This window comes from Mesorhizobium sp. M0633, assembly GCF_040320645.1.
Classification (GTDB): domain Bacteria; phylum Pseudomonadota; class Alphaproteobacteria; order Rhizobiales; family Rhizobiaceae; genus Mesorhizobium.
Map to the genome: position 1 here is coordinate 1 of NZ_JAMYQC010000040.1, position 25,286 is coordinate 25,286.

Annotated in this window: 21 protein-coding genes and 1 pseudogene; 8 read left to right on the forward strand and 14 right to left on the reverse strand. The window is 60.6% G+C overall.

Annotated features, from left to right (window positions below; translation table 11 throughout):
- Positions 1-200 (reverse strand): annotated as a pseudogene (locus tag NKI47_RS29665) (GNAT family N-acetyltransferase); the annotation flags it as partial.
- Between the two features lie 675 nt (positions 201-875).
- Here NKI47_RS29665 and NKI47_RS29670 point away from each other — a divergent pair.
- Genes NKI47_RS29670 through NKI47_RS29695 form a run of 6 tightly spaced genes read left to right on the forward strand, consistent with a single transcriptional unit; the run spans position 876 to position 7,203 of the window.
- Entirely contained in the window at positions 876-1,880 is a 1,005-nt protein-coding gene (locus NKI47_RS29670) for an ABC transporter substrate-binding protein (protein ID WP_352594563.1), read from the forward strand.
- Between the two features lie 32 nt (positions 1,881-1,912).
- Positions 1,913-3,022, forward strand: a complete 1,110-nt coding sequence (locus NKI47_RS29675; protein WP_352594565.1) for an ABC transporter substrate-binding protein — start codon at positions 1,913-1,915, stop codon at positions 3,020-3,022.
- Positions 3,023-3,048: 26 nt separating this feature from the next.
- Positions 3,049-3,606 (forward strand): SCO family protein, encoded by a 558-nt coding sequence (locus tag NKI47_RS29680; protein ID WP_352594566.1) that lies wholly within the window; start codon positions 3,049-3,051, stop codon positions 3,604-3,606.
- Positions 3,572-5,680 carry a sensor histidine kinase gene (locus NKI47_RS29685; RefSeq protein WP_352594568.1) on the forward strand — a complete coding sequence of 703 codons (2,109 nt, stop codon included), beginning with the start codon at positions 3,572-3,574 and terminating at the stop codon, positions 5,678-5,680. The genes NKI47_RS29680 and NKI47_RS29685 overlap by 35 nt, the downstream gene beginning before the upstream one ends.
- Entirely contained in the window at positions 5,677-6,042 is a 366-nt protein-coding gene (locus NKI47_RS29690; protein ID WP_352594569.1) for a response regulator, read from the forward strand. Before NKI47_RS29685 ends, NKI47_RS29690 begins: the two co-directional genes overlap by 4 nt.
- A gap of 12 nt (positions 6,043-6,054) precedes the next feature.
- Positions 6,055-7,203, forward strand: coding sequence for a response regulator (locus NKI47_RS29695; protein ID WP_352594571.1), 1,149 nt, complete (start codon positions 6,055-6,057; stop codon positions 7,201-7,203).
- Between the two features lie 188 nt (positions 7,204-7,391).
- Here NKI47_RS29695 and NKI47_RS29700 read toward each other — a convergent pair whose 3' ends face one another.
- Entirely contained in the window at positions 7,392-7,910 is a 519-nt protein-coding gene (locus NKI47_RS29700) for a recombinase family protein (RefSeq protein ID WP_502898099.1), read from the reverse strand.
- 34 nt (positions 7,911-7,944) lie between these two features.
- Positions 7,945-8,187 carry a hypothetical protein gene (locus NKI47_RS29705; protein ID WP_352594572.1) on the reverse strand — a complete coding sequence of 81 codons (243 nt, stop codon included), beginning with the start codon at positions 8,185-8,187 and terminating at the stop codon, positions 7,945-7,947.
- A gap of 155 nt (positions 8,188-8,342) precedes the next feature.
- Between NKI47_RS29705 and NKI47_RS29710 the strand changes: the two genes are divergently transcribed.
- Together NKI47_RS29710 and NKI47_RS29715 are read left to right on the forward strand one after the other, a co-directional pair.
- The gene (locus NKI47_RS29710) at positions 8,343-8,627 is read left to right on the forward strand and encodes a hypothetical protein (RefSeq protein WP_352594574.1); all 285 of its coding nucleotides are present in this window, start codon (positions 8,343-8,345) and stop codon (positions 8,625-8,627) included.
- Positions 8,628-8,749: 122 nt separating this feature from the next.
- Positions 8,750-9,025, forward strand: coding sequence for a hypothetical protein (locus tag NKI47_RS29715; RefSeq protein WP_352594575.1), 276 nt, complete (start codon positions 8,750-8,752; stop codon positions 9,023-9,025).
- 345 nt (positions 9,026-9,370) lie between these two features.
- Here NKI47_RS29715 and NKI47_RS29720 read toward each other — a convergent pair whose 3' ends face one another.
- The 11 genes from NKI47_RS29720 to NKI47_RS29775 form a co-directional block, all read right to left on the reverse strand.
- Positions 9,371-10,588, reverse strand: coding sequence for an OmpP1/FadL family transporter (locus NKI47_RS29720; RefSeq protein ID WP_352594577.1), 1,218 nt, complete (start codon positions 10,586-10,588; stop codon positions 9,371-9,373).
- 750 nt (positions 10,589-11,338) lie between these two features.
- Positions 11,339-11,530, reverse strand: a complete 192-nt coding sequence (locus tag NKI47_RS29725) for a DUF6494 family protein (RefSeq protein ID WP_023679340.1) — start codon at positions 11,528-11,530, stop codon at positions 11,339-11,341.
- Between the two features lie 802 nt (positions 11,531-12,332).
- Positions 12,333-13,475, reverse strand: a complete 1,143-nt coding sequence (locus NKI47_RS29730; protein ID WP_352594643.1) for an MFS transporter — start codon at positions 13,473-13,475, stop codon at positions 12,333-12,335.
- Positions 13,476-14,698: 1,223 nt separating this feature from the next.
- Positions 14,699-15,736, reverse strand: coding sequence for a YncE family protein (locus NKI47_RS29735; RefSeq protein ID WP_352594579.1), 1,038 nt, complete (start codon positions 15,734-15,736; stop codon positions 14,699-14,701).
- Positions 15,737-16,305: 569 nt separating this feature from the next.
- Positions 16,306-16,632, reverse strand: a complete 327-nt coding sequence (locus NKI47_RS29740) for a MocE family 2Fe-2S type ferredoxin (RefSeq protein WP_352594581.1) — start codon at positions 16,630-16,632, stop codon at positions 16,306-16,308.
- A 68-nt stretch (positions 16,633-16,700) separates the two neighbouring features.
- Entirely contained in the window at positions 16,701-17,642 is a 942-nt protein-coding gene (locus NKI47_RS29745; RefSeq protein ID WP_352594583.1) for a substrate-binding domain-containing protein, read from the reverse strand.
- A gap of 105 nt (positions 17,643-17,747) precedes the next feature.
- Entirely contained in the window at positions 17,748-18,752 is a 1,005-nt protein-coding gene (locus NKI47_RS29750; protein WP_352594585.1) for a sterol desaturase family protein, read from the reverse strand.
- A 7-nt stretch (positions 18,753-18,759) separates the two neighbouring features.
- Complete coding sequence (locus NKI47_RS29755; protein ID WP_352594587.1) at positions 18,760-19,551, reverse strand: 3-methyl-2-oxobutanoate hydroxymethyltransferase; 792 nt, start codon at positions 19,549-19,551, stop codon at positions 18,760-18,762.
- Between the two features lie 262 nt (positions 19,552-19,813).
- On the reverse strand, positions 19,814-20,821 hold the full coding sequence (locus tag NKI47_RS29760; protein WP_352594645.1) for a LacI family DNA-binding transcriptional regulator: 1,008 nt from the start codon (positions 20,819-20,821) through the stop codon (positions 19,814-19,816).
- Between the two features lie 1,423 nt (positions 20,822-22,244).
- Positions 22,245-24,521 carry a PAS domain S-box protein gene (locus NKI47_RS29770; RefSeq protein WP_352708787.1) on the reverse strand — a complete coding sequence of 759 codons (2,277 nt, stop codon included), beginning with the start codon at positions 24,519-24,521 and terminating at the stop codon, positions 22,245-22,247.
- Positions 24,522-24,827: 306 nt separating this feature from the next.
- Positions 24,828-25,271 (reverse strand): hypothetical protein, encoded by a 444-nt coding sequence (locus NKI47_RS29775; protein WP_502897023.1) that lies wholly within the window; start codon positions 25,269-25,271, stop codon positions 24,828-24,830.
- Between the last annotated feature and the right edge of the window lie 15 nt (positions 25,272-25,286).

Consider the following 25,286-nt stretch of genomic DNA (forward strand, 5'->3'; position numbering starts at 1 on the left):
TCTGGCCGTTCTGCCACGAACGACATTTTGTTGGTGTCTGTCAGTTCCGCCGCAATCCGCTGCAGCGTGTGATCTTCATCCGAAATGCGGGCCGCGGTCTCGGCACCCATGATTGGCGAGTACGTCCTGCGCCAAGACTCTCCAATGAGCAGCGATACCGACGGCACGTCCTGCTCAGTCATCGCTCTGATTTGCGTCATCGATAACGTCCCCTGCCGGTCAATTATAGCGTTGCCGGACGGGCCGCTCAAATTCGGAGCGGCGGCCTACCGCCGCTTCATCGCATGGGGGTCACGCCGTTCCCTTACACCTACCATCAGGCATGGTCCGCAGGTCGACTCCTACCGATGAGCTAACGTCCGCTCTGGAGAAGCACCGCGAATGTCTGAACATGGCGCAACTTGCTCGTTCCAATTGACGAGGCGAAGGGCAACATTCCACAGCCAAAACAGAAGTTCGTTCGACGGCGGTCGAATTCAAACCCATGATCCGATGCAGACGATTCGACACGCTGTCGAAGGTCCGAAAAAGAGTACGGCGGACGTTCGGGTGTCGGAGGCTGCGGGGCAGCCGATGTGGCGATCTGTGTTCGCGTGGCTCAGGTAGAATGTGGACCCAAAACGGGCCCCGCTGCTCTAGGTTGTGTTTTGGCAGCGATTGAGCTTTACCCTCGCTCCAAACGCAAATCAGGAGTATATTTGCTTATCGCTGGTTGGGACATTCCTGGTCCGGCGACTGAGAGCGCAAGACTCCCACATCTGGACTGGGCGCGCTTTGACTACTCGGCGCGCTCACGAGACTATCCGCTTCTGCCGGAACCTCTTTTGTTCGTTCCGACTGCAATCTGTTTGCAGCTTGTGGGAGAGCAGCATCCGATGCAGATCCAGAATCGCCGCCATTTCTTAGCCGGCGCTGCGGCAGCTGGTCTCGCGCGCCTTCTCGGCAGAGCGACAAGCGCCCGGGCCGAGCCCCCGCCTGAGACCACCTCCATCCGCCTTGCAAAGATCAGTGGCATCTGCATTGCGCCGCAGTACGTAGCAGAGGAACTGCTGCGGGCAGAGGGCTTCACCGACGTCCGTTATGTGGCAGCGGAAGCAGGCGTCGGGCAATCGGAGAAGATCGCGCGCGGCGAGGTGGATTTCAGTCTGAATTTCGCCGCACCACTCGCCCTTGCGATCGATGCCGGAGATCCGATCACGGTGCTGGCGGGCGTGCACCCCGGTTGCTTTGAACTCTTCGGAAAAGAGAATATCCGCAGCATCACAGACCTGAAGGGCAAGAGTGTCGGCATACAAGGACTGGGATCAACCCCGCATGTGTTCGTGACCAGCATGGCAGCTTATGTCGGGCTCGATCCCGACAAGGACATCAGCTGGGTCTCCAGTCCCTCCGCAAAGCCCATGGAGCTTTTCGTAGAAGGAAAGGTCGATGCGTTCCTCGGCTTTCCGCCCGAGCCTCAGGAGCTGCGCGCCCGCAACATCGGCCGTGTGGTCGTAAATAGTGCTATCGATCGTCCCTGGTCGCAGTACTTCTGCTGCATGCTGGCGGGCAATGCGGAGTTCGTTCGGAACAATCCGGCTGCCACCAAGCGCGTATTGCGCGCCATTCTCAGAGCGGCGGACCTTTGTTTCACCGAGCCACGGCGCGTCGCGCAACAGATCGTCGATAACGGGTTCACCGCCAACTATGACTATGCCCTGCAGACGATGAATGACGTGCCTTATGGCAAGTGGCGCGAATACGAGCCCGAGGACACCGTACGGTTTTACGCCCTGCGCCTACATGAAGCCAGCATGATCAAGTCAAGCCCACAGACGATCATCGCCGAGGGCACGGACTGGCGCTTCCTCAACGAGCTGAAGCGCGAGTTGAAGACGTGAGCAACTAGTAAATATATGGCCTGGAGCTCGCCATGCTGGCATGGCCGACGCTCGGGCTTGTCCACCGGTCAGCGTTCTCGGTGTCACACTGGCCAGCATTTGGAAGGGAGGTTCCCATGCATACCCTATACCCCGGACGATTCAGCCGACGGAGGTTCCTGCGTGGGATAACGCTGGCGGGGACAGCGGGGCTACTGGGGTGGCACCCCAGGCGAGCCGCCGCTGCGGAGCCACCGCCTGAGACGACGCGGATCCGGCTCGTCCGGATTCCCAGCATCTGTCAGGCCCCCCAGTATGTAGCCGAAGAACTGCTGCGCAGCGAAGGGTTCACCGAGGTCACTTACCTCCAAAAAGAGGGGACCGCAGATATCGAGACGGCCCTCGCCTCCGGTGAAGCCGACCTCAATAACCATTTCGCCGCCCCGCTCCTTCTCCGCCTGGAGGCGGGGGATCCCATCGTCATCCTGGCAGGACTCCACGTCGGCTGCTTTGAGCTGTTCGGGACCGATCGCGTCCAGGCGATTCGCGACCTCAAGGGGAAGACCGTGGCCGTGCCGGCGCTGGATTCCAGCCGATACGTCTTTCTCGCCACTATGACGGCGTATGTGGGCCTGGACCTCCACAAGGACATACACTTCGTCACGCATCCGGGATCCGAGTCCATCCGGCTCCTAAGTGAGGGGAAGATCGATGCCTACCTAGGCTTTCCCCCCGAACCGCAGGAGATGCGGGAGCAGCAGATCGGCCATGTGGTCATTAGCAGCACCGTGGACCGGCCCTGGTCGCAATACTTCTGCTGCATGCTGGCTGGGAACCGGGAGTTCGTCCGCACGAATCCGGTGGCCACCAAACGCGCCCTCCGCGCCATCTTGAAAGCGGCGGATTTCTGCGCCAGCGAGCCCGAGCAGTCCGCGCAGTTCCTGTTGGACCAGGGCTTTACTAAGCGCTACGACCTTGCCGTCCAGGTCATGAAGGAGATCCCCTACGGTCAGTGGCGCGAGTATAGCGCGGAGGACACCCTGCGCTTCTACGCCCTGCGCCTACACGAGGTCGGGATGCTCAAGAGCGCCCCCCAGAAGCTCCTGGCCCAAGGCACCGACTGGCGTTTCCTCAACGAACTGAAGCGCGAGTTGAAGATATGAGCAGGTGGCTGGCCGGCGCTCTGCTGTTGGCGCTGCTTGTTCCCTGGCCAGCGCACGCGCACGACGCGCCGCACGACCAGCGCCTGCCGAGGATCGGACCGGCCCCCGATTTTACGCTGACGTCGCAGGATGGAGCGCCCGTGTCGCTCCACGACTTTCGCGGCAAGGTGGTCGCCGTCACCTTCATCTATACTTATTGTCCCGACCTCTGCCCGATGCTGACCGCCAACATGGCGCACGTGCAGGACAAGCTAGGTTGTGCGTTCGGGCCCAGTGTTGCCTTCGTTTCGATCACCGTCGATCCGGAGCACGATACGCCCGAAGTGCTGAAGCAATATGCACAGGACTTCGGCGCTGATCTGGACGGTTGGGCGTTTCTCACAGGCGATCCGACAACCATCCGTGAGGTCGGACGCAAGTACGGCATCTTCGCGAGGAAGGTGGCGAAAGGAGACGTCGATCACACATTCCTGACGTCGCTCATAGACCCGACCGGCACCTTGCGCGTACAGTATCTCGGCGTCCGGTTCGACTTGGAGGAGTTCCGGGGTGACCTTCTCAGCCTCTTGGACGAATCCAAATAACATCACAAACCGGCTGGTGGGCTGGGTTGCGCGGCTGCCGGCGCGCGTGCAGACCAAGCTGCTGATCGCCTTTCTGTCGATCGTCGGCCTGCTGATCGTGCTCGGGGCCGTCGGGTTGCAGGTGTTGAGCGGGATCAACGATCAAACAAATGAGTTGATCAAGCTGCAGCGCCGGATCGCAGCCTACCGCCAGGTTCAGCACGACACGACGAACCAACTCTACAGCATCTCTACCGCGCTCTTGCTTCAGGACGACCGGATGCTGGATGCAGCGCTGCGCCAGCTCAGCCAGTTTGGCTACGACCTCGACCGCATGGAGTTCGTGGCCGAAAGTGAGGCGGCAGTGCTCGGCCAGGTCCGGCAAGAGTACGACCGGTTTACGGCGGGGGTGACACAGGTCGTGGAGCTCATCCGCGCCGGCCGCACGGACGAGGCGCGCAAGGTTCAGCAAACTGAGATCATGCCATTGGCCGAGCGCCTCGAACGGCTGACGAACCAGTTGGTCAACATCGCCGAAGCCGACATGGTGACCGCCATCGAAACGACCAAGGGGGCGTACGGCACCTCCCGGCTGATCGTGGTCTCCTTTGCGGTGGGTAGCATTCTGCTGGCGCTGGCGCTTGGCTACATCATCTCCTGGTCGTTGATCGAGCCGGTCAAGAAGATTGAGACGCGTCTGCGCCAGATAGCAGCCGGCGACTTTGCGCAGCAGGTTGCCGTCGTCAATCGGGACGAGCTCGGAGTGCTTGCCGGCAATGTCAACCAGACGTCCGAGCAGCTGGGGCAGCTATATCAAGAGGTGCAGGCGCGCACGGCCGAGCTTGCGCGATCAGTCGGCGAACTGGAGGCGCTCGGGGAAGTCAGCAAGGCGGTCAATTCGACGCTCGATCTCGACACGGTGCTACAGACGATCGTGGCGAAGGCGGTTCAACTCTCGGACACGGATGCGGGCACTATCTATGTGTTCAGCAGCACCAGACAACAATTCCGCTCACGCGCGACTTATGGGATGGGCGATGAGCTCATTGCCGCGATTTCCGACCAGGCCATCGGGCTGAACGATCCCGGGATTGGCGACGCCGCACGGCGCCGTGCGCCTGTCCAGGTACCCGATCTCAGCGAAGGAACGCCCTCTCCCGCTCAGAAGATCGTCCTCGACGCCGGATATCGCGGCGTCCTGGTGGTTCCGCTGCTCAGGCCGAACAAGATCGTCGGCGCGCTCGTCGTCAGGCGACGCAACCCAGGTGAATTCGACCAGCAAATCGTCCATCTGATGGAAACCTTTGCAGCCCAATCGGTGCTCGCCATTCAAAACGCGAAGCTGTTCCGCGAGATCGAAGAAAAAGGCCGGGAGCTAGAGGCGGCCAGCCGCCATAAGTCTCAGTTCCTCGCGAATATGAGCCACGAGCTGAGGACGCCGCTCAATTCGGTTCTGGGCTTTACCGAACTTTTGGTCGACGGGATTTACGGGGAGCTCCCGGACAAAGCAAAGGCAACCGTGGCGCGCGTGCAAGCAAACGGCCGTCATCTCTTGGGGCTCATCAACGACGTGCTCGATCTTTCAAAGATCGAAGCGGGTCAGCTCACGCTGGCGCTCGAGGATTATTCCGTTGGGCAAATTGTTCGATCGACCGTTACAGCTGTGGAGCCGCTGGCGCGTTCAAAAGGGCTTTCGCTCGCTGTGACCGTCGCCGAAAACCTTCCGCTGGGCCGCGGGGACGAACGCCGCCTGACCCAAGTCCTGCTCAACCTTGCCGGCAATGCCGTCAAGTTCACGGAGAGGGGCGCGATCGACATCCTTGCCGACGCGGTCGACGGCCACTTCGAGATAATCGTACGCGACACGGGTCCCGGCATTGCACCCACAGACCAGGCGCTCATTTTCGATGAATTCCAACAGGTCGACAACAGCAGCACCAGGCAGAAGGGTGGCACGGGTCTCGGCCTGGCGATTTCGAAGCGTATCGTCGAAATGCATGGTGGAACCATAAGCGTCGAGTCCGTGCCGGGTTCAGGCTCGACATTCCGCATGAAGATACCGATCCGAGCGGGAGAGGATGTGAAGGCAGCATGAGGAAGAGAATCCTGATGGTGGAAGACACCGAGGACAACCGGCAGATCGTGCGCGATCTCATCGCCACCACCGAATACGAACTGATCGAGGCCGCGGACGGTGCTGCCGGCGTCGCTGCCGCCGCAGCGCAAAAGCCGGACCTGATCCTGATGGATATTCAGCTTCCGGTGATCGACGGGTATGAAGCTGCCAACCGCATAAAGGCTGACCCGGCGCTCCGGCACATTCCGATAATCGCCGTCACCTCCTACGCATTGTCAGGCGACGAGGCGAAGGCCCTTGCTGCAGGGTGCGATGGCTACATTGCCAAGCCATTCAGTCCGCGCCAGCTGCTTGCCAAGATCCGGGAGTTGCTTTCCTGAGGAGACAGGGCCTTGCACGATCCGCCTCGCATTCTCGCCGTCGACGACACGCCGGAAAATCTCGAAATCCTGCGCATGCGCCTCGAGGCGAATGGCTACGAAGTGGTGACTGCAGCGGACGGCGAAGAGGGGCTTGCCATGGTGCGCAGCCTCAAGCCGGACCTGATCCTCCTCGACATCATGATGCCGAAGCTCGACGGGATAAGCGTCGTGCGCACGCTTAAGGCAGACGTTTCCCTGCGATCGATCCCCGTTATCCTTGTGACCGCAAAAGCCGATACACGAGATGTGGTCGAGGGGTTGGATGCCGGCGGCGATGACTATCTAACCAAGCCGTTCGAGCACAGGGCACTAATGGCGCGCGTACGCTCGATGCTGCGCCAGAAGGCGCTATACGATACCGTGGAGAGCCAGACGCGGCTCCTCGAGGATCAGGCAGCGCAATTGGCTGCATGGAATCGCTCTCTTGAACAAACAGTGGCGGAGCAGGTTACGGAGATCGAGCGAATCGGCCGGCTCCGACGCTTTCTTCCCGCGCAGGTCGCCGACCTTGTCGTTGCGGCAGGCAATGGAGACGCGCTTCTTCAAAGCCACCGTCGCGAGGTGACCGTCGTTTTCTGCGACTTGCGCGGCTTTACAGCCTTCGCCGAGACTGCCGAGCCCGAGGAGGTAATGATGGTCCTTGGCGAGTACCATTCCTGTCTCGGCAAACAAATCGTCCGTCACGAGGGGACTTTGGAGCGGTTCGTGGGCGACGGTATCGTTGTTGTTTTCAATGATCCGCTGCCCTGTGCCGATCACACCGAGAGGGCTGTCTCAATGGCTGCGGCGATGCGTGACGCAATTGACGAGCATTCAGAGCGATGGCGCAAACGGGACTACTTGCTTGGCTTCGGAATCGGTATCGCCCGGGGCCACGCCACCATAGGGCGGATCGGTTTCGATCAGCGCGCGGACTATGCGGTGATTGGCACTGTGTCGAATCATGCGGCTCGATTGTGCGAGGAGGCCAAGTCTCGCCAGATTCTCGTCAGCCAACGGGTTCTTGGTGCCGTTGAATCATTGGTCGAATCCGTTCCAGTTGGCGAACTGAGGCTGAAGGGGTTTCGCCGCCCTATGCTGGCTTACGAAGTTGTCCGGTGGCTTGGCCGGTCAAGTTAGTGATGAACGCAGCCCAATGAGTGACCCGCGGGCGAACCGAGCGACGGCATGAAATGACCGGTGTGGAAAGCGGTCGTTCGTCGGCAGCAAGCGAACGGCAGCAATTGGCGCTTTTTTCTCGTTCCGATCGAGGGAGCTACGGAAGAAAACCACCTCTCGCGACCTTCCCTAGTCGCGAAAACTCCCGATCAAGGCAACGGTTTTGCATGGGACTTTTGCACAGTCGCAGAACTCAACTTTTGCGACAACATTTCCTGCTTCCCGCTTTCCTTCTGATGTCGAGCCCAGACGCGCTTCACCTGCGCTTCGCTGCAGCCGGTCAGCTTCGCCGTCCTGCTGATACTGTTGCCGCCAGACCGGAAGACAATAATGCGTTCGTGTGTCACCAGGTCAGCTTGGCGTCCAGCATATTTCCCGCCCGCCTTTGCCAATTCGATGCCTTGCCTCTGGCGTTCTCGGCGATCCTCGAAGTCGTCTCGAGCCATTTGCAGGGCGAGCTTCAGCAACATTTCCTGAATGGACTCGAGCACGATCTTGGCGACGCCGTCGGCGCTGGCCGCGATGTCGCTAAGATCCACCACACCAGGTACGGTAAAACGAGCACCCTTATTCCGAATTGTTTCGATCAGCTTTTCAGCTTCAGGCAAAGGTAGACGACTGATGCGGTCTATCTTCCAAGACTGGGTCGACATCTGGGCGAAGGCCATACCGGAGAATGGAGGCCGCGCTGGGAGGTTGTTGCTACCAACTCAAAGTGATTGTCCGGGAGAGTTCGGCGATGTCGCCATAGATCATCGAACCTGTGACGAGAAAACATTTATCACCGAGGACTTCGAAGAGTGAGCTTGACGCGGTACAAACCGGCAGGTTCTTCGAATTGGCGTACGTGCCGAGCGTCGCGGTTTCGACCTTACGGTCCTTGGCTTCGGCACAGCCGACACTGATCGCGAGGATTGCGATAGCAATGAGAGTCGCCTTGCTCATATTTTGCCCCTGGAGCCAACTCTTGTCGGGTAAGTCGCGAGATGCATCAAAGTAGCACCGGCCCACGATCGGTTTCATCCATCGATTGGAGGAAGCGGGCTCATCCATAATTAGCAATATCTTGAGTAAGGCGCCGAGCGCACCAGACTCATGGAATGGCGCGGGGCATAGGTATTGGTGACGTGGTGGCGATCACAGCCACAGTCCGCAGACGGATCACTGAGGACCACGTCAGCGTTTCCATCCCGAGCTATAGCTTTCCGCATTCGATCATCGATCATACCAAGGTGAAGAAGGGGCAGCAGATCGAGCTTACCGGACAGATCACGCGCATAGACGAGGAAGGCGGCAGGGTGACCGTCGATCTGGGACCGCTGGTGACGATCGACATCGACAAGGTCAGGCTGGTCGAGAAGTACAGGACGCCAAAGCGCAAGTAGCCGCTGCGCGACATGGTGGATTAGCTCGCGGACCGCCGCTTATCCACGCGACATCGGTACCACTCAAACGAATGGCAATTTTCTGCCTGAATGCGTTTAGGGTCCATGCTCGGAGACCACGCATGGGTATCGCGCGGGAGACAGGTGACTCCCCGTTTCAAGGCGTCGAGATGCTACGAGCACTGAACAGTCAGTTCCTTAGACCTAAAGATCGGGCGATCTGCCAGCGGGTTGTCGACCAGGTAACCGCCGACGCCAAATGGTACAGCACCCCGATAGATGGTCAGATTCTGGCCTCGACCACGCTGAATCTCTTTCAATCAGGGGTCGTAAACGAAACGAATTTGCTGGCACATGTTCGCGCGCGGCGCCACGACTTCACTAAACTGATAGGCTAGTTCTTCACCCTCGCGACATGGGCGCGAAATGCGGCTCCTCGTAGTCCGCCGGCCTATTGTTAAGCAGATTGAGCGCCCGCTTTATGTCCCGATGCAGATGGTCGATCGCTTCCCAATGCTCGCCAAATGGCTTGAGCGACAACTGCGCGTCGCGGAGTTCAGCTAGCTATTACCTTGCCGGAAGTTCTTGGACTTGATCGACTCCTCCGGCGGTGAGCCAAAGGTATTTTTCTGAAGGCTCGCGGAGGCTGCCTGCAAGCGCCTGAAGGCCGAGGCTGCCATCAAAGGACGGCGCGGACCTTGTTCCTGCAGCCCTGCCGAACTGCGCGCCAAGGGATTGAACTCCTATCCGCCGAATTTGTAACGCACGCCGAGCGAGATGATGTCGACGCGGCCGTCGGCCGCACCGGCATAACGAATGTTTGCCGTCGTTTCGTCGACCGGCGCATCGTCTACGAAGAGGTGTGTATAGGCGGCGTTGATCGAAAGCCGCTCGTTCCAGTTGTAGCTCGCGCCAATGCTGGCCCAGACGCGGTCTGCATCCGGCAGGCGCATGGAGCGGTGCTCGTCCGTGGTTGGTGCGATCTCATAGCCGAGACCGGCCCGGAACGTCCAATTGGGATTGTATTTGTACTCGCCACCGAGCGAGAAGAACCATCCATCGTCGAAATCGAGTGCCAAGCTCGTGCGGGCCGGCGAACCGCCGAACGGCACGGTCTGAATGCGGCTCCAATTGGCCCACTCCATGCCGGCCATGACCGTGAAAGCGTCGTTGATGCGCTGACGCACGCCGATCGATACAGTTTCAGGTAGCGTGATGTCGGCGGAGACCGGATAGGTTCCCGCGGGTATCGTGCCGATCGGCGTAACGACGGGGATGCCGAAGGACTGGCTGCCGTTCAGCGAATGCTTGACCATCGAACGGTAGCCGATGCCGATGGTAGTGCCGTCGAAAGGCGTCAACGTCACGCCGGCAACGAAACCGGCATTGACGTCATCGCCCTTAAGCTGTTGCCGTGGCGGCGTGGCGGTCGGTGCGAGCGCCGTTTCGATGTCGACGTCGAAATACTCGATCTGCATGCCGATGCCGACGCTGATCATGTCATTGAGCTTGAAGCCGAGCACCGGAGTCGCGTTGACCGACACCACCTTCGCGTCGAGATGGCTGAACATCCCGACCCATGGCGCGTGCGAAGTCGTAGCGAGGCCATAGGGCGCGGTGACGCTCAAGCCGATATAGAACTCGTCGGTGACCGGCACTGCAAAATAGCCCGCCGGCACGATGCCGGTCTCGCCAACGTTGCCGCCATTGCCTGTAATGCCCAACGCCGTAAGCGTTGAACGCGTGGGGTCGACATCAAGCTCCGAGCGCGGGAAAATGGCTGTCAGATTGCCCTCGATGGTCGGATTGGTCACCGTGGTCACCGCCGCCGGATTCCAGAACATCGAGCTGATCGAATCGCCCGGCGCTGCCATGCCGGCAAAGCTCGAGCCCTGTCCGTAGGCGGATTGCTCGCGGACCGCAAAGCCCCCGGCCTCCGCTGTCGCGACCTCCGCTACCATCGCCACTATCGTCGAAACAAAGGGTATTGAGCGCATCTCGCTACTCTCGATGGCCGCCGGCGCATCGAGGCGACGGCAGTGTCAAGTCAGAAGAAGTAGAAGATCGGAAGCTGTTGTTGGTGTCGACGGCAGGCGGCCAGCACTTCTGGCACGTCAATGATGGAATGAGAGCAAATCTAGGTGCCCTACTTGCCAAACCGTCACGGACAAAATGGCTCAGGCGCATTCAGAGGTCCCCCTCTGCATCATCCAGCCAAGCCCACCTTGATATGAAGGTGAATTATCATTGCGTACCAATCAATTGCTTTTTGACCCGAACCGGCATTGCGTCTTGCTGTGTGACACATCGGCCACAGAGCCACCAACTGATGAGAGTTCGCCGAAGTCATCTTTGCCTGAAAAACCTCCCCGGCCATCCCCTAAGAGAACGGCAGGAGACCAAAAGCTGTGCATTTGAACGCGAAAAGCGGAGCAACTGGTAAATCGGTACGTGCGCTTTTGATGCGGGGTGGCCATCCTGATCAACGGCGCCAGCGGCCTGAAATGGCGCCTCCACGACCTCGCCTGGGCGAATGAGCGTCCGCTTGGGGTCATGGCCGTGAATTGACCCGGAGCGAGCCGTTCCCTCAGAATCGCAAGAGCGTAGGGTGAGCGGTACTACATCGACCCGGCCAAACGCCATTCCAACCGCTGATCCGTCTCGACCGCTTTCGGCCGCGTCGGACGTTTCGCTAGGTCGCTTCGCCCGGCTTATGGAAGTTCGATCTCGCCGTCCACCACGTGGTTGAGGCCGGTGCCTTCCGCCGTCAGCGTCATGCGGACCTTCAGCTTCTTGCCGCCGATTTGCCCTTCGCGCACCGTCTCCTCGATCTTGCGCTGGGAGGTGACGCCGACTTCCTTCAGGAACTTGCGGATCGACATGTTGACGGCGTCTTCGCTCATGGCGGAACTCCTCTGTGTCCGGAAGGGATTGTAAGGGAAGGCAAGGGATCAAGGAAGCAGGACGGTGACCTACGGTTTTATTGAAATAGACCTCGAGCCGGGAGGAGACGTCGGGTCCTTAAACTTGATCGACCCCTGGCAGGAGGAGTGGAACCGATCGACGTCTTGCGCAGAAGGAGCACGATGACGGCCATCTCGGCCTTGATCTGACCGATCAGGAAAAGAGTGATCTGATCGAGTACCTCAAATCGATCTGATCAGCACTCGGCGCTTCTTTGGGTTCGATTGAGAGGAAAGATCATTAAAGAAGATCGTGGTGAGATAAATTGCGGGTCGGCACAACGTGAGCCAGGGCAAGCGCTGTCTCGCCGGAAATTTCTTAAGGTGTCGATGACCGGCGCGGCGATTTGCCGGTGCAGGTGTCCTTCCTGCATGACAGGTCAGCCTGCGGCGCGCGGCGCCGAAACAACCCCAAAGCCTGTGGCGCTTTATTAGGATGTTCCAAACAAAGGTCGCCGCTGTGCCGGGTGCACCCATTTCCTGAAGCCGAATGCATCCGAGATTGTCGCGGGTGAAATCAGCCCCGATGGTTGGTGCCGCTTTTACAAAGCACGGCCTACCTGATCGGCAGAGCCCAGCGGAGACTTTCGTTGTCTGCTGCGCAGCGGGTGATGGTCTGCAGGCATCGCGTCGAGGATGTCGGGTCACATTAGGCATTCGACAAGTCCGGAGTCAGAGCCGAAGTGATCGACGACCTTTCCAACATTTGCCTTCGCGATTGACCCCTCCCGCTCAAGAAATATCAGCGTTCCTCTGGCGGCTTGACGTTCTGGAACTGCATCAGCAGCAGCAGATCATAAATGATTTTGAGTGTGCCGCAGATGAGGAGGGGCCATGCCCGGAACGAGGCAGCGAACAGAGCGCCCGCCAGGGCGGGACTGGCTGCGGCAGCCAAACTGCGCGGGACCGATGTGAAGCTCGCGGCGGCTGCCCGCTCCGCCTCCGTGACGACCGCCATGACGTAAGATGAGCGCGTCGGGACGTCCATCTGCGAAAGCGCGGCACGGATCAGCAGCAGGGCGAGCGCCAGAGGGAGCGTCGGCGCAAGCGCCGCCAGCATCAGGGCGATGCTGGACGGAATGTGTGTGAACACCATCGTGTTGATGAGTCCGATGTGCCGCGACAGCCAGGCGGCAACGGGGAATGAGAACGCCGAAAGGACGCCGGACCAGAAGAAGAAAAAGCCCGCTTCCGAAAGCGACAGGTCGAATTTTTCGAAAAGCCACAGGGCAAGCAGCGACTGGACGAGGAAGCCGCCGGCAAAGGCATCAAGGCTAAAAAGGGCCGCAAGCTTGAAAACGATATTCCGCGAGGGGCCAAGCGCGGACGTGCTGCCAGGGTCCGACGTTGGACGGCGCTGCGGGATCTGCGCGTAAAGGAGACCGCCGAGCAGGCCCAGCAACGCATAGAGCACGAACATCGCCTTGATGCCGGTGAGTTGATCGAGGCCGGCTGGAGCCAGAAGATCAGGTGTCGCCGAAGCGAGCGCGCCAACCGCGGCTGCGAGCGCACCCACAAGGCTGTAGCGCGCGAACATCTTGGTCCGCGCGGCGTGGGTGACTTCGCGTGTGAGCACGGCATGCTCTAAGGGCACGAATACGCTGACGCTGCCGGCCGACGGATTGATGGTGCCTGCGAAGGCGATCACCAAAAGCAGCGCGTAGTCGTGGACCACAGCAAAGGCCACACCCGTGGCGACCATCAGACTGGCGGCGGCAAGCAGGAGTTGGCGGTGATCGTGTCGGGCACCAAGGAGTCCGACGGCGATGGTCAAGAGCGCTGAACCGAGCAGCGATGCGGTTGCAATGATGCCGACCTGCAGAGGCGCGAAGCCTAATGCGAGGAGATAGACCGGCAACAGAACGGCCACGAAGCCGTCGCCCATGTCGCGCAAGGCTCGGGCCGCGAAAAGATAAGTCGCCGGGCGGATCTGCTGCACTGATCTAGCCTGCCCTCATCACCTGCGTTGGCGTCAACGGCTTTGGCAGCGTCGCTCGACAGGGCCGGAAGATCATGACGGAGTCGCGTTAGACTTCCAACGAGGTGAATATCGGTTTCAATCCTCAGGCTGCTGCCCAACAATGCTGAATCATATCGTGTCAACGGCTTGCAACGACCGAAGACGCAACTGGCGCATATTGCGCTTGGCTGTCAAGGTCGGGAATAGGGGCAGAACCTGCCCGTGACCTTGCATACAGGGCGTGCGGACACCAAGCTCCACCCACTTCACCGTGCCGATCGTCATATACACCAACGCGCGTCGCCCCGGTTGTCCTCAGGTCGTCCTCGAGTTGGCCCGCGTGAATTCGCGGCGCGGGACGGTCGGCAACGGAGATGGCGGCGCGCTCTGTCTCGAAGAGGTCCTGCGTCTGTCGCAACTTGAAAAGAAGGCTGCCATCGCGGAAGAAGTTCCGTCAGATCGCGGTCTCGGAAGCGGACGTTGCGTCGCAGTCATGACCAATTGAACCGGACAATCCAACCTACCCACGTCTTACCAAGTTAGGACCGGTGATCCCAGCAGCGCCCTCCGCAACAAATTCGAACCTGGCTATCAAGCGTCACCGCCCTGCGCGGCAGGGAAGATTCGTCACCTGATGCGCGAACACGATCTACAGCCGAGGATCAGGCGGCCCTTCGTCCTCACGACCGGACAGCGATCACGACCGCCCTTCCGCAGTCCCTGTACGACTCACTTGCGAAACGCAGCCGGTGCACGTCTTCACCTCCAGCCTGATGATGCCCTTCAAAGGCTTCGGTGATTTTCTCGTATTCCGATTGCGACATCTCTGGAAGACGTCGGGTAAAGGCCACCATCGCCCATAGCTCTTCCTGGTTGTGCGTTGGACCAAACGCAGGCATCCCGGTCATTTTATGCCGTTTTGCATGATCCAATAGAGCTCAGCATCATCCAACAAGGCGTAATCGAGTCGACCGTCGGCATGTACGGCGATTTGCAAGGTATCGCTGGAAACGTGATGCAAGAAATTGAGGGCTTAGAGGTCCTGGCCATTGAAGCATCTCCGCCCGGTGCCGAATAGGCAATCGGTGTGCAGCTCAACAGGAAAACGATTGGCAATCTGGAGCGTGTCGTCCACACGGGTGCGCACCTCAAGGTGTTGGACGAAACGCCCAGATTGCCGGCAGCTGCTCTCCGCTCGCTCGAACCGCGAGAAGAAGCAGGTCAAGCGCGGGAACAAAGAGCGAAGTGCGTGCACCGGACACAGTCGGAATATGCGCGATGCGTCGATATGGCGGGTCCCAGGTATCCATCACGTCAATGAATCCGTCTCCGCAGCTGATGTAGGCTCGCTGCCGTTTCGAATCGACGAAAACATCGTCGGCATCACCGCAAATCTTCGCAGTCGCGACGAGCGAACCGTCTCCCATGGAGAAGATGCCGAGCCACGCAGGGTGGCGAAAAGCTATAAGGACGTGCTGGTGAGGGTCGTCCAACGCCATCGGAAAATTACCGGCTAAACCGGCGGTCGGCCAGGTTGCGATTTGAGCCAGTGATGTGCGGTCGACGACCGCGATTGAATGTATGTCCGGCAGGTTCACAAAGGCGTGGCTCGTCCTCGCGTCGAGCTGAAAACTTTCGGGATGCGCCTTTAGCGGCACATCGCCGGTTTTCCGGTTAGTCGTGGGATTGATGACAGCCAGCGCACCGCTGCCATACCCTACAAAGACCCGATTGGTCGCGCTATCCACGCGAACATTGTCGGCATCTTCCCCTAGGTCGACTTTCCCGATAGCGGCATAATCGGCTCCTCGAAACAATCGAACCGAGCCGTCGCCGGCATTCGCGACATACAGGGTGTCGGTCCCTTGCAGGTAGGCGACACCTTGTGGTTCCCGTAATCCCTTGATTGTGCGAAGCACGGTTCGATGGGTGAGATCGACCACCGCCATGCTGTTGTTGCCGAGTTCTGCAACGAACAAGCGCCGCCTCTTTAAATCGATCGCCATGTGATCGATGCGGCCGCGCACATCTCCGAGTGGGATTCTGGCCTCGAGCCGTAATGGCGGCTCCGTGCCTTGGCCCGCAGCGTCAAACGTCGCAACCGGCAGGTTTGCCGCAGCCATCAAAGCAGTTGCGACAATTCGCGACAATAAGTGAGGTGCAATCGAAAGGAACGTACCATTCACGCGCGCCATCCCTCAATAGGATCTTGCGCAGTGCTTGGACGGAAGCCGTCTGACGGGGAGACTGCTCATCCCCTCAGTTCAGATTAGGCCAATGACCTCTTGATTACAAGCGACGGGCAATTGGATAGTGTCGCGGATAGAACTTCGGCTTTGGGTGGTCGACTCCGACCGTTCGACCTCTGATGTCCAGCATCAGATTTTTACCATGACGTAACCAAGCGATAGCGGCACTGATTACTGATAGCGCGGAGCCAAGGACGCAGCCATGCCCGCTGATGGTCGTATCAGGCTGTAGCGCGAACGGCAGGTTTGGAGAAACGCAATGAAGGTCGGCAAATGGCGCCACCATGACCTCCAGTGGGGTCGCCTGCGATGTCAGTTTTCAGGAAACGGCAAAGCTGATCTCAAAGTGCGATATCAGGCGCGTTGCCGCCTGGCGGTTTTGGGCCGAATAGCGGACCGGCAGTTTTCAGGCAGAAATAGTCGGAAGCGCACATTTAGGCACGCCGCTTGCATAGTAGTTAACTGACCGAAGCGGTACGGGAGCAGGTCGACTGCCCCACCAAGCCTCAGGCTCCTGTCACTGGCATCGCAACCAGGATGGAGCCCTCTTCGACCCTCGCAGGATAGGTCCTGAGATTGACACAAGGCGGCAGCCGCTTTGCCGCGCCGGTGCGATAGTCAAAGGCGCCCGCGTGCTTGGGGCATTCGACCTCGTAATCCATGACCAGTCCGTCGGCGATGTGTACCGCTTCGTGCGTGCATAGGCCGTCGGTGCAGAACACTTCATCATAGGGCGAGCGGAAGATGGCGTAGGTACGGCCTTCATGGTCAAAACGGCGGGCACCTTCCTGTTCGATATCGTCGAGGCCGCAGACCGTGATCCAGCTGGACATTTTTTCCTCTATGAGTTGCGGTCGGGCCTCCGGAACGGCAATGCCGCCCGGAGGCTCCGGTCCTGGGATCAGTTCTTGTCGAGGTAGTCGGCGGCGTTGGCCGAGGTCACCAGTTCGAACGGCACGTAGACGACGCGTTCGACCTTCTCGCCCTTGGCCAGCGCGAGTGCGGCGTCGACGCCGCCGCCACCCTGGCCCTTGGCGTTCTGGAACACGGTGACCGCGAGATCGCCGGCCTTCATCGCCTGCAAGCCGTCCTGTGTGGCGTCGATGCCGCCGACGACGACGTTCTTCATGTCGACGCCGTTGGCCTTGAGCGCCAGGATGGCACCGATGGCGGATTCGTCATTGTTGGCGATGACGGCGTCCGGCGCGCCGCCGGCGGTCAACCAGTTGGTCATCAGGGTCTGGGCATTGTCGCGCGACCATTCGGACGACTGCTTGTCGACGATCTTGATGAAGTTGCACATGTCGGTGCCGAAGATCTGCTCGACATCCTTGGTCCGCTGCAGGGCCGCCTGGTGGACGAGGCTGCCCATGACGATGTAGGCTTTGGCACCTGCCGACTTGCCCTTGGCGCGCAGCATCTTGCACACCTCGAACGCTTCCAGCGTGCCGGACTCCACCTCGTTAGAGCCGACATAGACCTGTTTCTCCGGCAGATTCGCCATGTCTGACGGTTCGAGGTTGACGAAGACCAGTGGGATGCCGGCCTTGGCAGCTTCCTCGCTGAGCGTCCTTGACGCATTGGTGTCGACCAGCGTGACGATGATGGCGTCTACACCGGTGGCGATGAAGTTCTTCACCTGGTCGAGTTGCTTGGCGACGTCATTCTGCGCGTCCTCGACCTGGATGCCGGCGCCCTTCTCCTTGGCGCGGGCCTGCATGCCGTCCCTCAGCAACGTCTGAAAATTGTTGTCGAAGTTGACGATGCTGACGCCAATTTTTGCAGCCATCGCATTGGTCGACATCAAGGCCGCCAACGCGGTCGAAATGAAAAGCTTCTTCACGGTTTTCCTCCCTTGTGGATGGAGTGCCGGTTCACCCCTCCTTCGACTTCCGGCCCTTGCGGGATGGCTTGCGCGGACGCCTCGCTCGGCTGTCTGATCGGGCTGTCATTGGGCGGCGTTGGCGCGCGCCTTCTTCTTCTCGTAGCGGGCCTGCATGCGGGCCTCGCCTTCCTTGCTGCCGTCGTGGAAAGTGCCCAACCATCGGTCGAACGGGATGAGGCCGTCGCCGTAGTTCACCTCGAAATATTTGTGATGGAGGTAATGGATGTAGGCGTGGCTATCGATGCTGGTGTCCTCGCCGAGTTCGACCTTGTCGAAGCCGACATGACCGGGAATGGCGCCGAAGCCGGCATAGTGGAGCTGGTAGAGCGCAAGCAGCGGGTTCGACGGGATGACCAGGTGCCAGAGTGCAACGCCGAGATAACCGAACTGCTCGACGGGATGCATCGACAGCGACGACCAGGGCGACGGGTTGACGGAGTTGTGGTGCACCGAATGCACCCATTTGTAGAGCGGCGGCCAGTGGATTGCCCGGTGCAGCAAGAAGAAATGCGTCTCGTGGATGATTGGCACTACCAGCGCCAGGCAAAACAGGTAGACGGGATGCTCGGCGACTGTCAGCCACGGCGCGTAGCCATTGGCATAGGCGTAGAGGATCGCGACCTCGATCGCCGTCCAGATCGGCATGCCGGTGCCGAAGGTACGCAGCATGTTGTCGAGGTTCTGGTTCTCGAAGAAGAAAGCCTTGCTCTTCTGCTCGGAGGGCCATTTGCCGTTGTATTTGAAGCGATTGCCCTGGACTCTCAAAATGTAGAGCCGGAGCTCGAAGACGCCGAAGAAGACAAGCAGCGCCGCGCAGTTGACGAGGAAGAGCCTGAAGATCCATCCGACGCTCAGCGTCTTCATGACCTCGACGTCGGGCAGCACGTAGTGCCACCACGCGACCGCCGAGAGCGCGAACAGCAGATTGTAGGGCAGGAAATAGTGCGGCAGCCATTTCAGCAGCGCCAGCGGACGAGGCGGAAAGGCGAACAGCGGCGCGGTGCCTGCCGGCTCGCTCGGAGCCCAGTCGCCTCTTTTGTTGCGCGTGCCGTATTTCAGGTCGTCCATGTCGATCTCACAGGGATTGGGAAAGGGTGAGGAAGCGGTCATAGGCGGCATCGTCCATGTCGACCTGGTGCTTCGCTTCGGGATAGGCGCCGGCTGTCACATCGCGGCCGAAGGCGCGGAAGGCGGCGATGCGCTTTTCCTGCAGGTCGGCGTCTAGTGTCACGAAATCGGCATAGCGTTTGGCGTGGCGCGGATAGTGACCGGTGTGGGTGCCGAGCACGTCACTGGAAAACAGGTACTGCGTGTCGCAGGCGCTGCCGCAGCCCATGCCCATGGTGATCAGTGGGGTCGAGCGCGTGATGTGATCGGCAAGCCGCACCGGCACGACCTCGACCTCGATGCAGGCGGCACCGGCATTCTCAAGGTCCTTGGCCGCGCGGAGCACCTTGAAGGCTTCTTCGGCGGTCTTTCCAACGGCGCGAAAATTCGTCCAAGTAGCGCGGTTCGGCACCAGGCCGACATGGCCGGTAACCGGAATGCCCTCCGCCGCCATCGCCTCGATGAAGCGCGGTGAATGCGAGCAATAGACGGCGTCGGCGCCGCGCTCGATCATGTCAAAGCCGAGCCGTACCGCCTCGTCGGGCGAGGCGACCGCGCCATGCGGCATGCCGACCGACAAGAAGGCGAAAGGCGCCGCCTCACGGATCAATTCCAGATTGTGGTCGGACTCGCTGGAGAGGATTACGATATTGCAGGCGACAGCCGCGGCGGCCTCAGCCGGCGTGTCGACGTGAAGCTGCAGCCATTTGCGGCTGCCCTTGGCGCTCCTCAGATCGTAGGCCGTCAGCCGTCTCGTCACTAGTCGTCCTCCCTTCGCGGAGCGCCATTGCATGTGAAAGAATGCCCCCTCACCCGGATTGCCATCCGATTTGTGGCAATCCGACCTTTCCTCGAGGGGAAAGGGAGATCGTCTACGCTTGGCGCCAGCCTCTTCTCCCAACGGGGAAGGCGGATGCAAAGCGGCTGGATGAGGGGGCGAACTTCATATGCGATCCCCGTCCGTTCGCAGGGAGTTAGCACCGTGACGGAGGCGAAGCTCGCTCTATCTTGATCAAATCAGATCAAAGGTTCTCGGCAGTGAAGGTGACGAAGCGGATCGGCGGGTTTTCGACTTGCAGGTCGTGCAGGTTCAATGTCGCCAGCACGAGGTCCATGGCTCGCCTCGCCTGCGCCTCGGGTGCCTGGTCGAGCACGACATCCATCGTACCCTCGCGAAGTGCAACGGCGCTGCGCTCGGTGAGCTCGTGGCCGACGAAGAAGACCTGGCGTCCGAGCGGATTTCGGCGCAGGACATCGTTGAGCGCCGAATTGGCGCCGCCTGCATTATAGAGGCCGGCAAGGTCCGGCCAGCGCTTCAAGGCTTCAAGAAGCTGCTCAGCGTTGCGGTCTCCATCGTCATGGCCGAACAGCGCCCCGATCGGTTCGAAATGTTCGGTCGCCGTCTCCATCAGGTAGTCGAAGAAGCCGCGCACGCGGTCGCGGTGCACGCGGTAGATCTGGCTGTGGCAGACCGCCACCACCTTGCCTGGCCGCCTTTGCATGCGCGACAACAACAGCCCTGCCATGCGCCCGGCGGCATAATTGTCGATACCGACATAGGCCCCGCTGGTGCCGGAAATCTCAGTGACAATCTGCACGGTCGGGATGTTTTCGGCCTCGAGTTTCCTCAAGGCGGCGCCAACCAGCGGGTGGTCGGGAACTGCGAGGATCAGGCCGGCGCGGCGCATGTCCGGATCAAGGATGCGCCTGGCGATCGCCGCCGGGTCCGCCTCGTCGAGAAAGGTGCGGTGGACGGCGATGGAACGATCGAGCGTCGCGGCGATGCGCTCGAAAGCGCGAGACAGTCGGGCAAAGAAGGTGGCGTCCGGACGCACCAGGATGACCTCGATCCTGATCACCCCGTGATGAGCTTCCGGCAAGCGGCGAGGATAGTCGAGCGAGCGAGCGGCGGCGACGACCTTCTCGACAGTGGCAGGCGTGACGCCACCCCTGCCGTTCAGCACGCGCTCAACCGTCGCCGTGCCAACCCCGGCGCGGCGGGCGATGTCAAGAAAGGTGGGCTTTGGAATCTGGTCACCTCCCAGTCACGAAGCCGAAGCCTAGCCAGCCGAGTCCGCTTTTCCAAGACCGATGATTTGCCGACTCCTCAAAGGGCCCATCCCAGGGATCTACGTCATCGAATGCACCGGTCCGGCTGTCGGTTGCTCCTGAGCTTTGAGAATGTCGGCTTCTGGGTTACCCGTGCATTCCGGGAACGAGAAAATTGAAGCCCGGCCACTCTGCGGGGCGCGACAATCATCGAAGCACACCGTCAGTCCAAGGCCGCTCGCGGAGATAGCCAGCCATCATGCCCATATCTATTAAAGGGGTCGGAACTCGGTCGTTTTAGAGTGATTTGGGTTTTGGCGGCTAGAGCGGCCCGGCATGAGGTGGTCCGGACTGTGAACGAGGGGGTCGGCAGAGCGCGTCTCATAGGAGGCCCACCCCCGCCGAACAAACCGCGGCGGGCGGGTCCTCGGGGACACGATGGTAGATCGCCAATGCGTTTATGGGTGTGGCCTTAAGTCGCAAACTATTGGCTTCAGAAGCAGGGCGTCGGGCTTCATTGACGGTGCTGCCAACACCATATGGTGATCCATAGCCTCCCAAACGAGAGAAGCTCGCCCCTGACGGGTCGCACTGCGGCCGTCAGCCGGCAATTGCTGTGAACTAGGAAACCATCATGATGCCTGAAAATATCAGACTAACTTCGCGAGACGTCCCCCTCATTCAGCTAGGCCTCTATCAGTGCCGCTTCCCGGTGAGCGAAGACCCTTCTGTACCCGGCGGTTATCGTTTTTGTGCTGGGCCAACTTCGCCGGATCGCGTCTACTGCGATCACCACCACAACATTGTGACCGCCGTGGACCCTCGTCGAGCCCGTTCGGGTCTTCACCTCGCTCAACGACGCGCCGCGTAAGTCTGACTGGCGGCGGCCTCCCGGCCAGGCGCTATCCGCTCCAACGCCTTGGCTACGACCTTTCCGTCGGCTCGGTCTGGCCCATCCTCCCTTATGCCGTCTTCGCCGATGTATCCCCATCGCCCGATTGAGAACGACGACTTCTCACCGAAGCGATCGCTTCGGAATGCCGTCGTAGCCCGACCGGAAGCTTAGTGTGCTTTTGTAGAGGTCGAGGGTCCAATGCAACGTCTGGACTCCACTGGAGTGCCTGCACTCGAGAGCGATTGGCTCTCCGGCAGCCGATAAGGACCCAAATGCGCCAGGAGCTGCCATTCCCGGCGCTTCTCCAAACCTGACCTTCGCGCTAGGGCTTGAGTCGACCCGATTGAGACGTAGGACGCTCCATCGCGGTATAATCAGAGCCCATGCGCCAACGCAGTGTCGATGATGAAGGCTTTATGCGGTATTGCGCGAGCAAGCTGGACTGCGATGCGTGTTCGCTGAAGCTGCGGTGTTGTCCGAAGGCGCCAGCGCGCAAAGAGGGTCGTTGGCTAGCGCGGAACGTCTGCCAACGAGCTTAGTGCCCGGCGGATGGAATCGCGCGAAAACGGCTTCTCGACAACTGGTCGACCGGCCCGTTCAAGGAAGCGCGCCGCAGCGCCGCCGAGCGTGTCGCCGGTAACGAAAACGAATCGCTCCGCTATGCCCGGGCTTGCCTGACAGGCCCAGTCGAACAAGGCGGGGCCGTCGATGTTCGGCATCCGCAGATCGCAAAAGATCACATCGAAAACAGCACTCATCAGCGCTGCCTTGGCGCCGGCGCCGTCCTCGACGATCCTGACGGCAAAACCTTCAGCCTGTAGTAGTTCTGCCATCGTTTCTCCAACCTCCCGCTCGTCATCGACCACAAGGGCGGTGCAACCGATGCCCGCGACCGAGTGCGCCGCAACACCTTCGACTGAATCTGACGAAGTGCAGGCCTCCACCGGCAAAAGCAATCGGAAATGCGCGCCGTCCGCACGGTCAAGCAGGGCCAGCCGTCCATTGTGCGACTGCACCACGCCGAGCGAGAAAGCGAGCCCGATCCCGGTGCCCGCACCCTGAGCCTTGGTGGTAAAAAACGGATCGAAAATGCGATTCCGGATCTCGGCGGGCACACCGGGGCCATTGTCGGCGATCACGATCTGGAGGTCATTGCCTTCAAGCGCCGTTTCGATCTCGATCCGCCGCGGTCCCGGTATCTCCTGCAGGGCGTGTTGCGCGTTGACGATCAGGTTGTAGAACACCTGATGCATCTGGTCAGGGTCAAGTTCCAGAGGCGGCAGGCCCTCGGCGAGCCGGCATTGCACCTCGATGCCTGCCGTGCGCAAACCGTAGCCGGCGATATCCAGAACCGCGCGGATCAGATCGTTGACGTCGATACTGCGGCGCTCCGGCTGGCGTTGTCGCGCCATTGCCAGGAAGGTCTTCACGATGCGCGCGCAGCGCTCGGCGGCGAGCCTGATCTTGCCGGCCCGCTGTGCGTGGGCGGTTCCGGCTACAAATTCTTCCAGCAACTGGGCCTGCGCGACGACGACCGCCAGGGGGTTGTTGAGTTCGTGCGAGACGCCGGCAAGCAGCGAACCAAGTGCGTTGAGCCGCTCGCTCTGCGCCAATGCCTCGCGCGACCGCGCCAGTTCGGCTTCAGCCGCCTTGGTTGCGGTGAGATCAAGAATGCTGCCGACGATCACCGGTCGGTCGTCCATCTCGATGTGGCGCCAACTCAGCGACACGGGAAACGCGGAGCCGTCCAGACGCCGAAGTTGAGCCTCCACGCCGTCGGCGCGCGGCTGCTGACGTGACAGGGCTTTGAGGCGCCGATAGTCTTCCCGTGTGGCGAACCAGCGGTGCTGCCGGAAGCGGTCCTCGTCATCCGGGCCTATGCCCATGATCTCGCGGAAGGCGGGATTGGCGCTAATCAGCTGCCTCGTTCGCGAGTCTATGAACACGACCGGAACCGGATGATGGTGAGTGAGGTCTCGGAAGCGCCGCTCGCTTCGCAGCAGGCGCTCGGCCGCGCGCTTCTGCTCGGAAATGTCAATATCGAAGCCGCCGATGCGCGCCTGCTGCTGATCGGCCCCCAGAACGGGAAAGCGGACGACAAGGCTCCAGGCATAGTCGACCGCGTTGTTTAGAAATTCCTCGATTGCAATCGCCTGTCCCGATTCCAGGACGCGGCGATCGTTTTCCGCGATCATCGCGGCCTCCTGGGGTCCGAAAATGTCGGCCGCGCTTAATCCGATCGCGCTCTCGGCCGGCCGGCCGAAGACCTTTCCCATTTCGGGATTGGCGATCAGATAGCGCCCGTCGGTATCCTTCAGGTACATGCCTACGGGAGCATGCTTCATGAACGCCGCCAACCGGGCTTCGCTGGCACGCAGAGCGGCGTCGGCAGCGTGGCGCTGCGACAGGTCGCGCAAGCTCGCCGTGAAGAAACGACGTTTGCCGCTCCGGGCTTCGGTGATCGTTAGTTCCACCGGAAACTCGGTGCCGTTCGCTCGCATGGCAGTCTGCTCTGTTCGACGCCCGAGCAACCGCGGGGCGCCACCCGCAAGATATGCCGCAAGCCCGTTTGCGTGCGCCTTGCGCAGATGCGGCGGGACGATGAGCTCCGAGATCTGTCTGCCGACCGCTTCAGCGCGCGAATAGCCGAAGGTCGCCTCGGCCGCTGGGTTGAATTCCACAACCAATCCGGCTTCGTCCGTGACGATCACGCAGTCGAGCGATGAGCGAACCACCGAAGCGAGGATCGCCTCTTGGAATGCGTTTTCGGCGTCGTCTTCTTGCAAGGGCGGGCGCTCCGTGACGACCCGTCGGAACGCTGGCCGTCGGGCAGGCAAGAATGTCGATTATCGTGAGTTCCGGCAAGATGCTGAATCCGACCGCAGTACGGTGCGGAGGTGGGGAAGCGCTTGCACCAGCAGGACGAGGAGCGCCAAGCCTTGCCGTTTGAATCGGTCGTCGGCAACGAGCACAGAGCGCCATTTGCTGCCAGTCATTGTGCGGCTGAACAGCGGAAGTCGGACTCATACGGGCCATTCGCCAAGGGCAAGCCGAGCGACCAAAGTTGGCGCTGCGACCGCACGGCAATTGGCTCACCCAACCCCAGCGTCCAGCTCCAAAGTGTGGAGAAGTGTTCTGGCGGCCCGTAGATCGGCTGTGTCGAAGTCCTCGATAAACCAAGATTGGACCGGCGAGAGGACTTCGAGGGCCTGAGCCTTATCTCCTCGCTCGGCGTGTAGCCGTGCAAGGCTTGTGGCGGCGCGGAGCTCCCACGACTTCGCCTTTTGAGCCCGCGCGATCTCAACCGCTCTGCAGAACTCGATCTCTGCTTCCTTGACTGCGCCCCTTTGCCAGAGCAAGTCGCCGCGGAGGCGGTGAAGCTCCACCTCGTACGCTTTCTCGCCGTACTGGTCGACGGCCCGGAATGCCTTCGAGAGTACGTCCATCGCCTCCCCGACTTTACCCGCCGACGCAAGCGCCCAGGCGAGGTGGCCGAGATGAGCCGTCCAAAGGATCCGAAAGTTGATCTTGTCCATGCCGGACATCCCGGC

Excerpts from the sequence above, each read along its gene's own strand:
- NKI47_RS29700 (WP_502898099.1), bottom strand. The coding sequence starts at position 7,910 with ATGGCCTTCGCCCAGATGTCGACCCAGTCTTGGAAGATAGACCGCATC.
- NKI47_RS29740 (WP_352594581.1), bottom strand. The coding sequence starts at position 16,632 with ATGTCCAGCTGGATCACGGTCTGCGGCCTCGACGATATCGAACAGGAA.
- NKI47_RS29690 (WP_352594569.1), top strand. The coding sequence starts at position 5,677 with ATGAGGAAGAGAATCCTGATGGTGGAAGACACCGAGGACAACCGGCAG.
- NKI47_RS29720 (WP_352594577.1), bottom strand. The coding sequence starts at position 10,588 with ATGGTAGCGGAGGTCGCGACAGCGGAGGCCGGGGGCTTTGCGGTCCGC.
- NKI47_RS29675 (WP_352594565.1), top strand. The coding sequence starts at position 1,913 with ATGCTGGCATGGCCGACGCTCGGGCTTGTCCACCGGTCAGCGTTCTCG.
- NKI47_RS29710 (WP_352594574.1), top strand. The coding sequence starts at position 8,343 with ATGGCGCGGGGCATAGGTATTGGTGACGTGGTGGCGATCACAGCCACA.
- NKI47_RS29705 (WP_352594572.1), bottom strand. The coding sequence starts at position 8,187 with ATGAGCAAGGCGACTCTCATTGCTATCGCAATCCTCGCGATCAGTGTC.
- NKI47_RS29715 (WP_352594575.1), top strand. The coding sequence starts at position 8,750 with ATGGGTATCGCGCGGGAGACAGGTGACTCCCCGTTTCAAGGCGTCGAG.
- NKI47_RS29775 (WP_502897023.1), bottom strand. The coding sequence starts at position 25,271 with ATGGACAAGATCAACTTTCGGATCCTTTGGACGGCTCATCTCGGCCAC.
- NKI47_RS29750 (WP_352594585.1), bottom strand. The coding sequence starts at position 18,752 with ATGGACGACCTGAAATACGGCACGCGCAACAAAAGAGGCGACTGGGCT.
- NKI47_RS29730 (WP_352594643.1), bottom strand. The coding sequence starts at position 13,475 with ATGGGCGACGGCTTCGTGGCCGTTCTGTTGCCGGTCTATCTCCTCGCA.
- NKI47_RS29670 (WP_352594563.1), top strand. The coding sequence starts at position 876 with ATGCAGATCCAGAATCGCCGCCATTTCTTAGCCGGCGCTGCGGCAGCT.
- NKI47_RS29725 (WP_023679340.1), bottom strand. The coding sequence starts at position 11,530 with ATGAGCGAAGACGCCGTCAACATGTCGATCCGCAAGTTCCTGAAGGAA.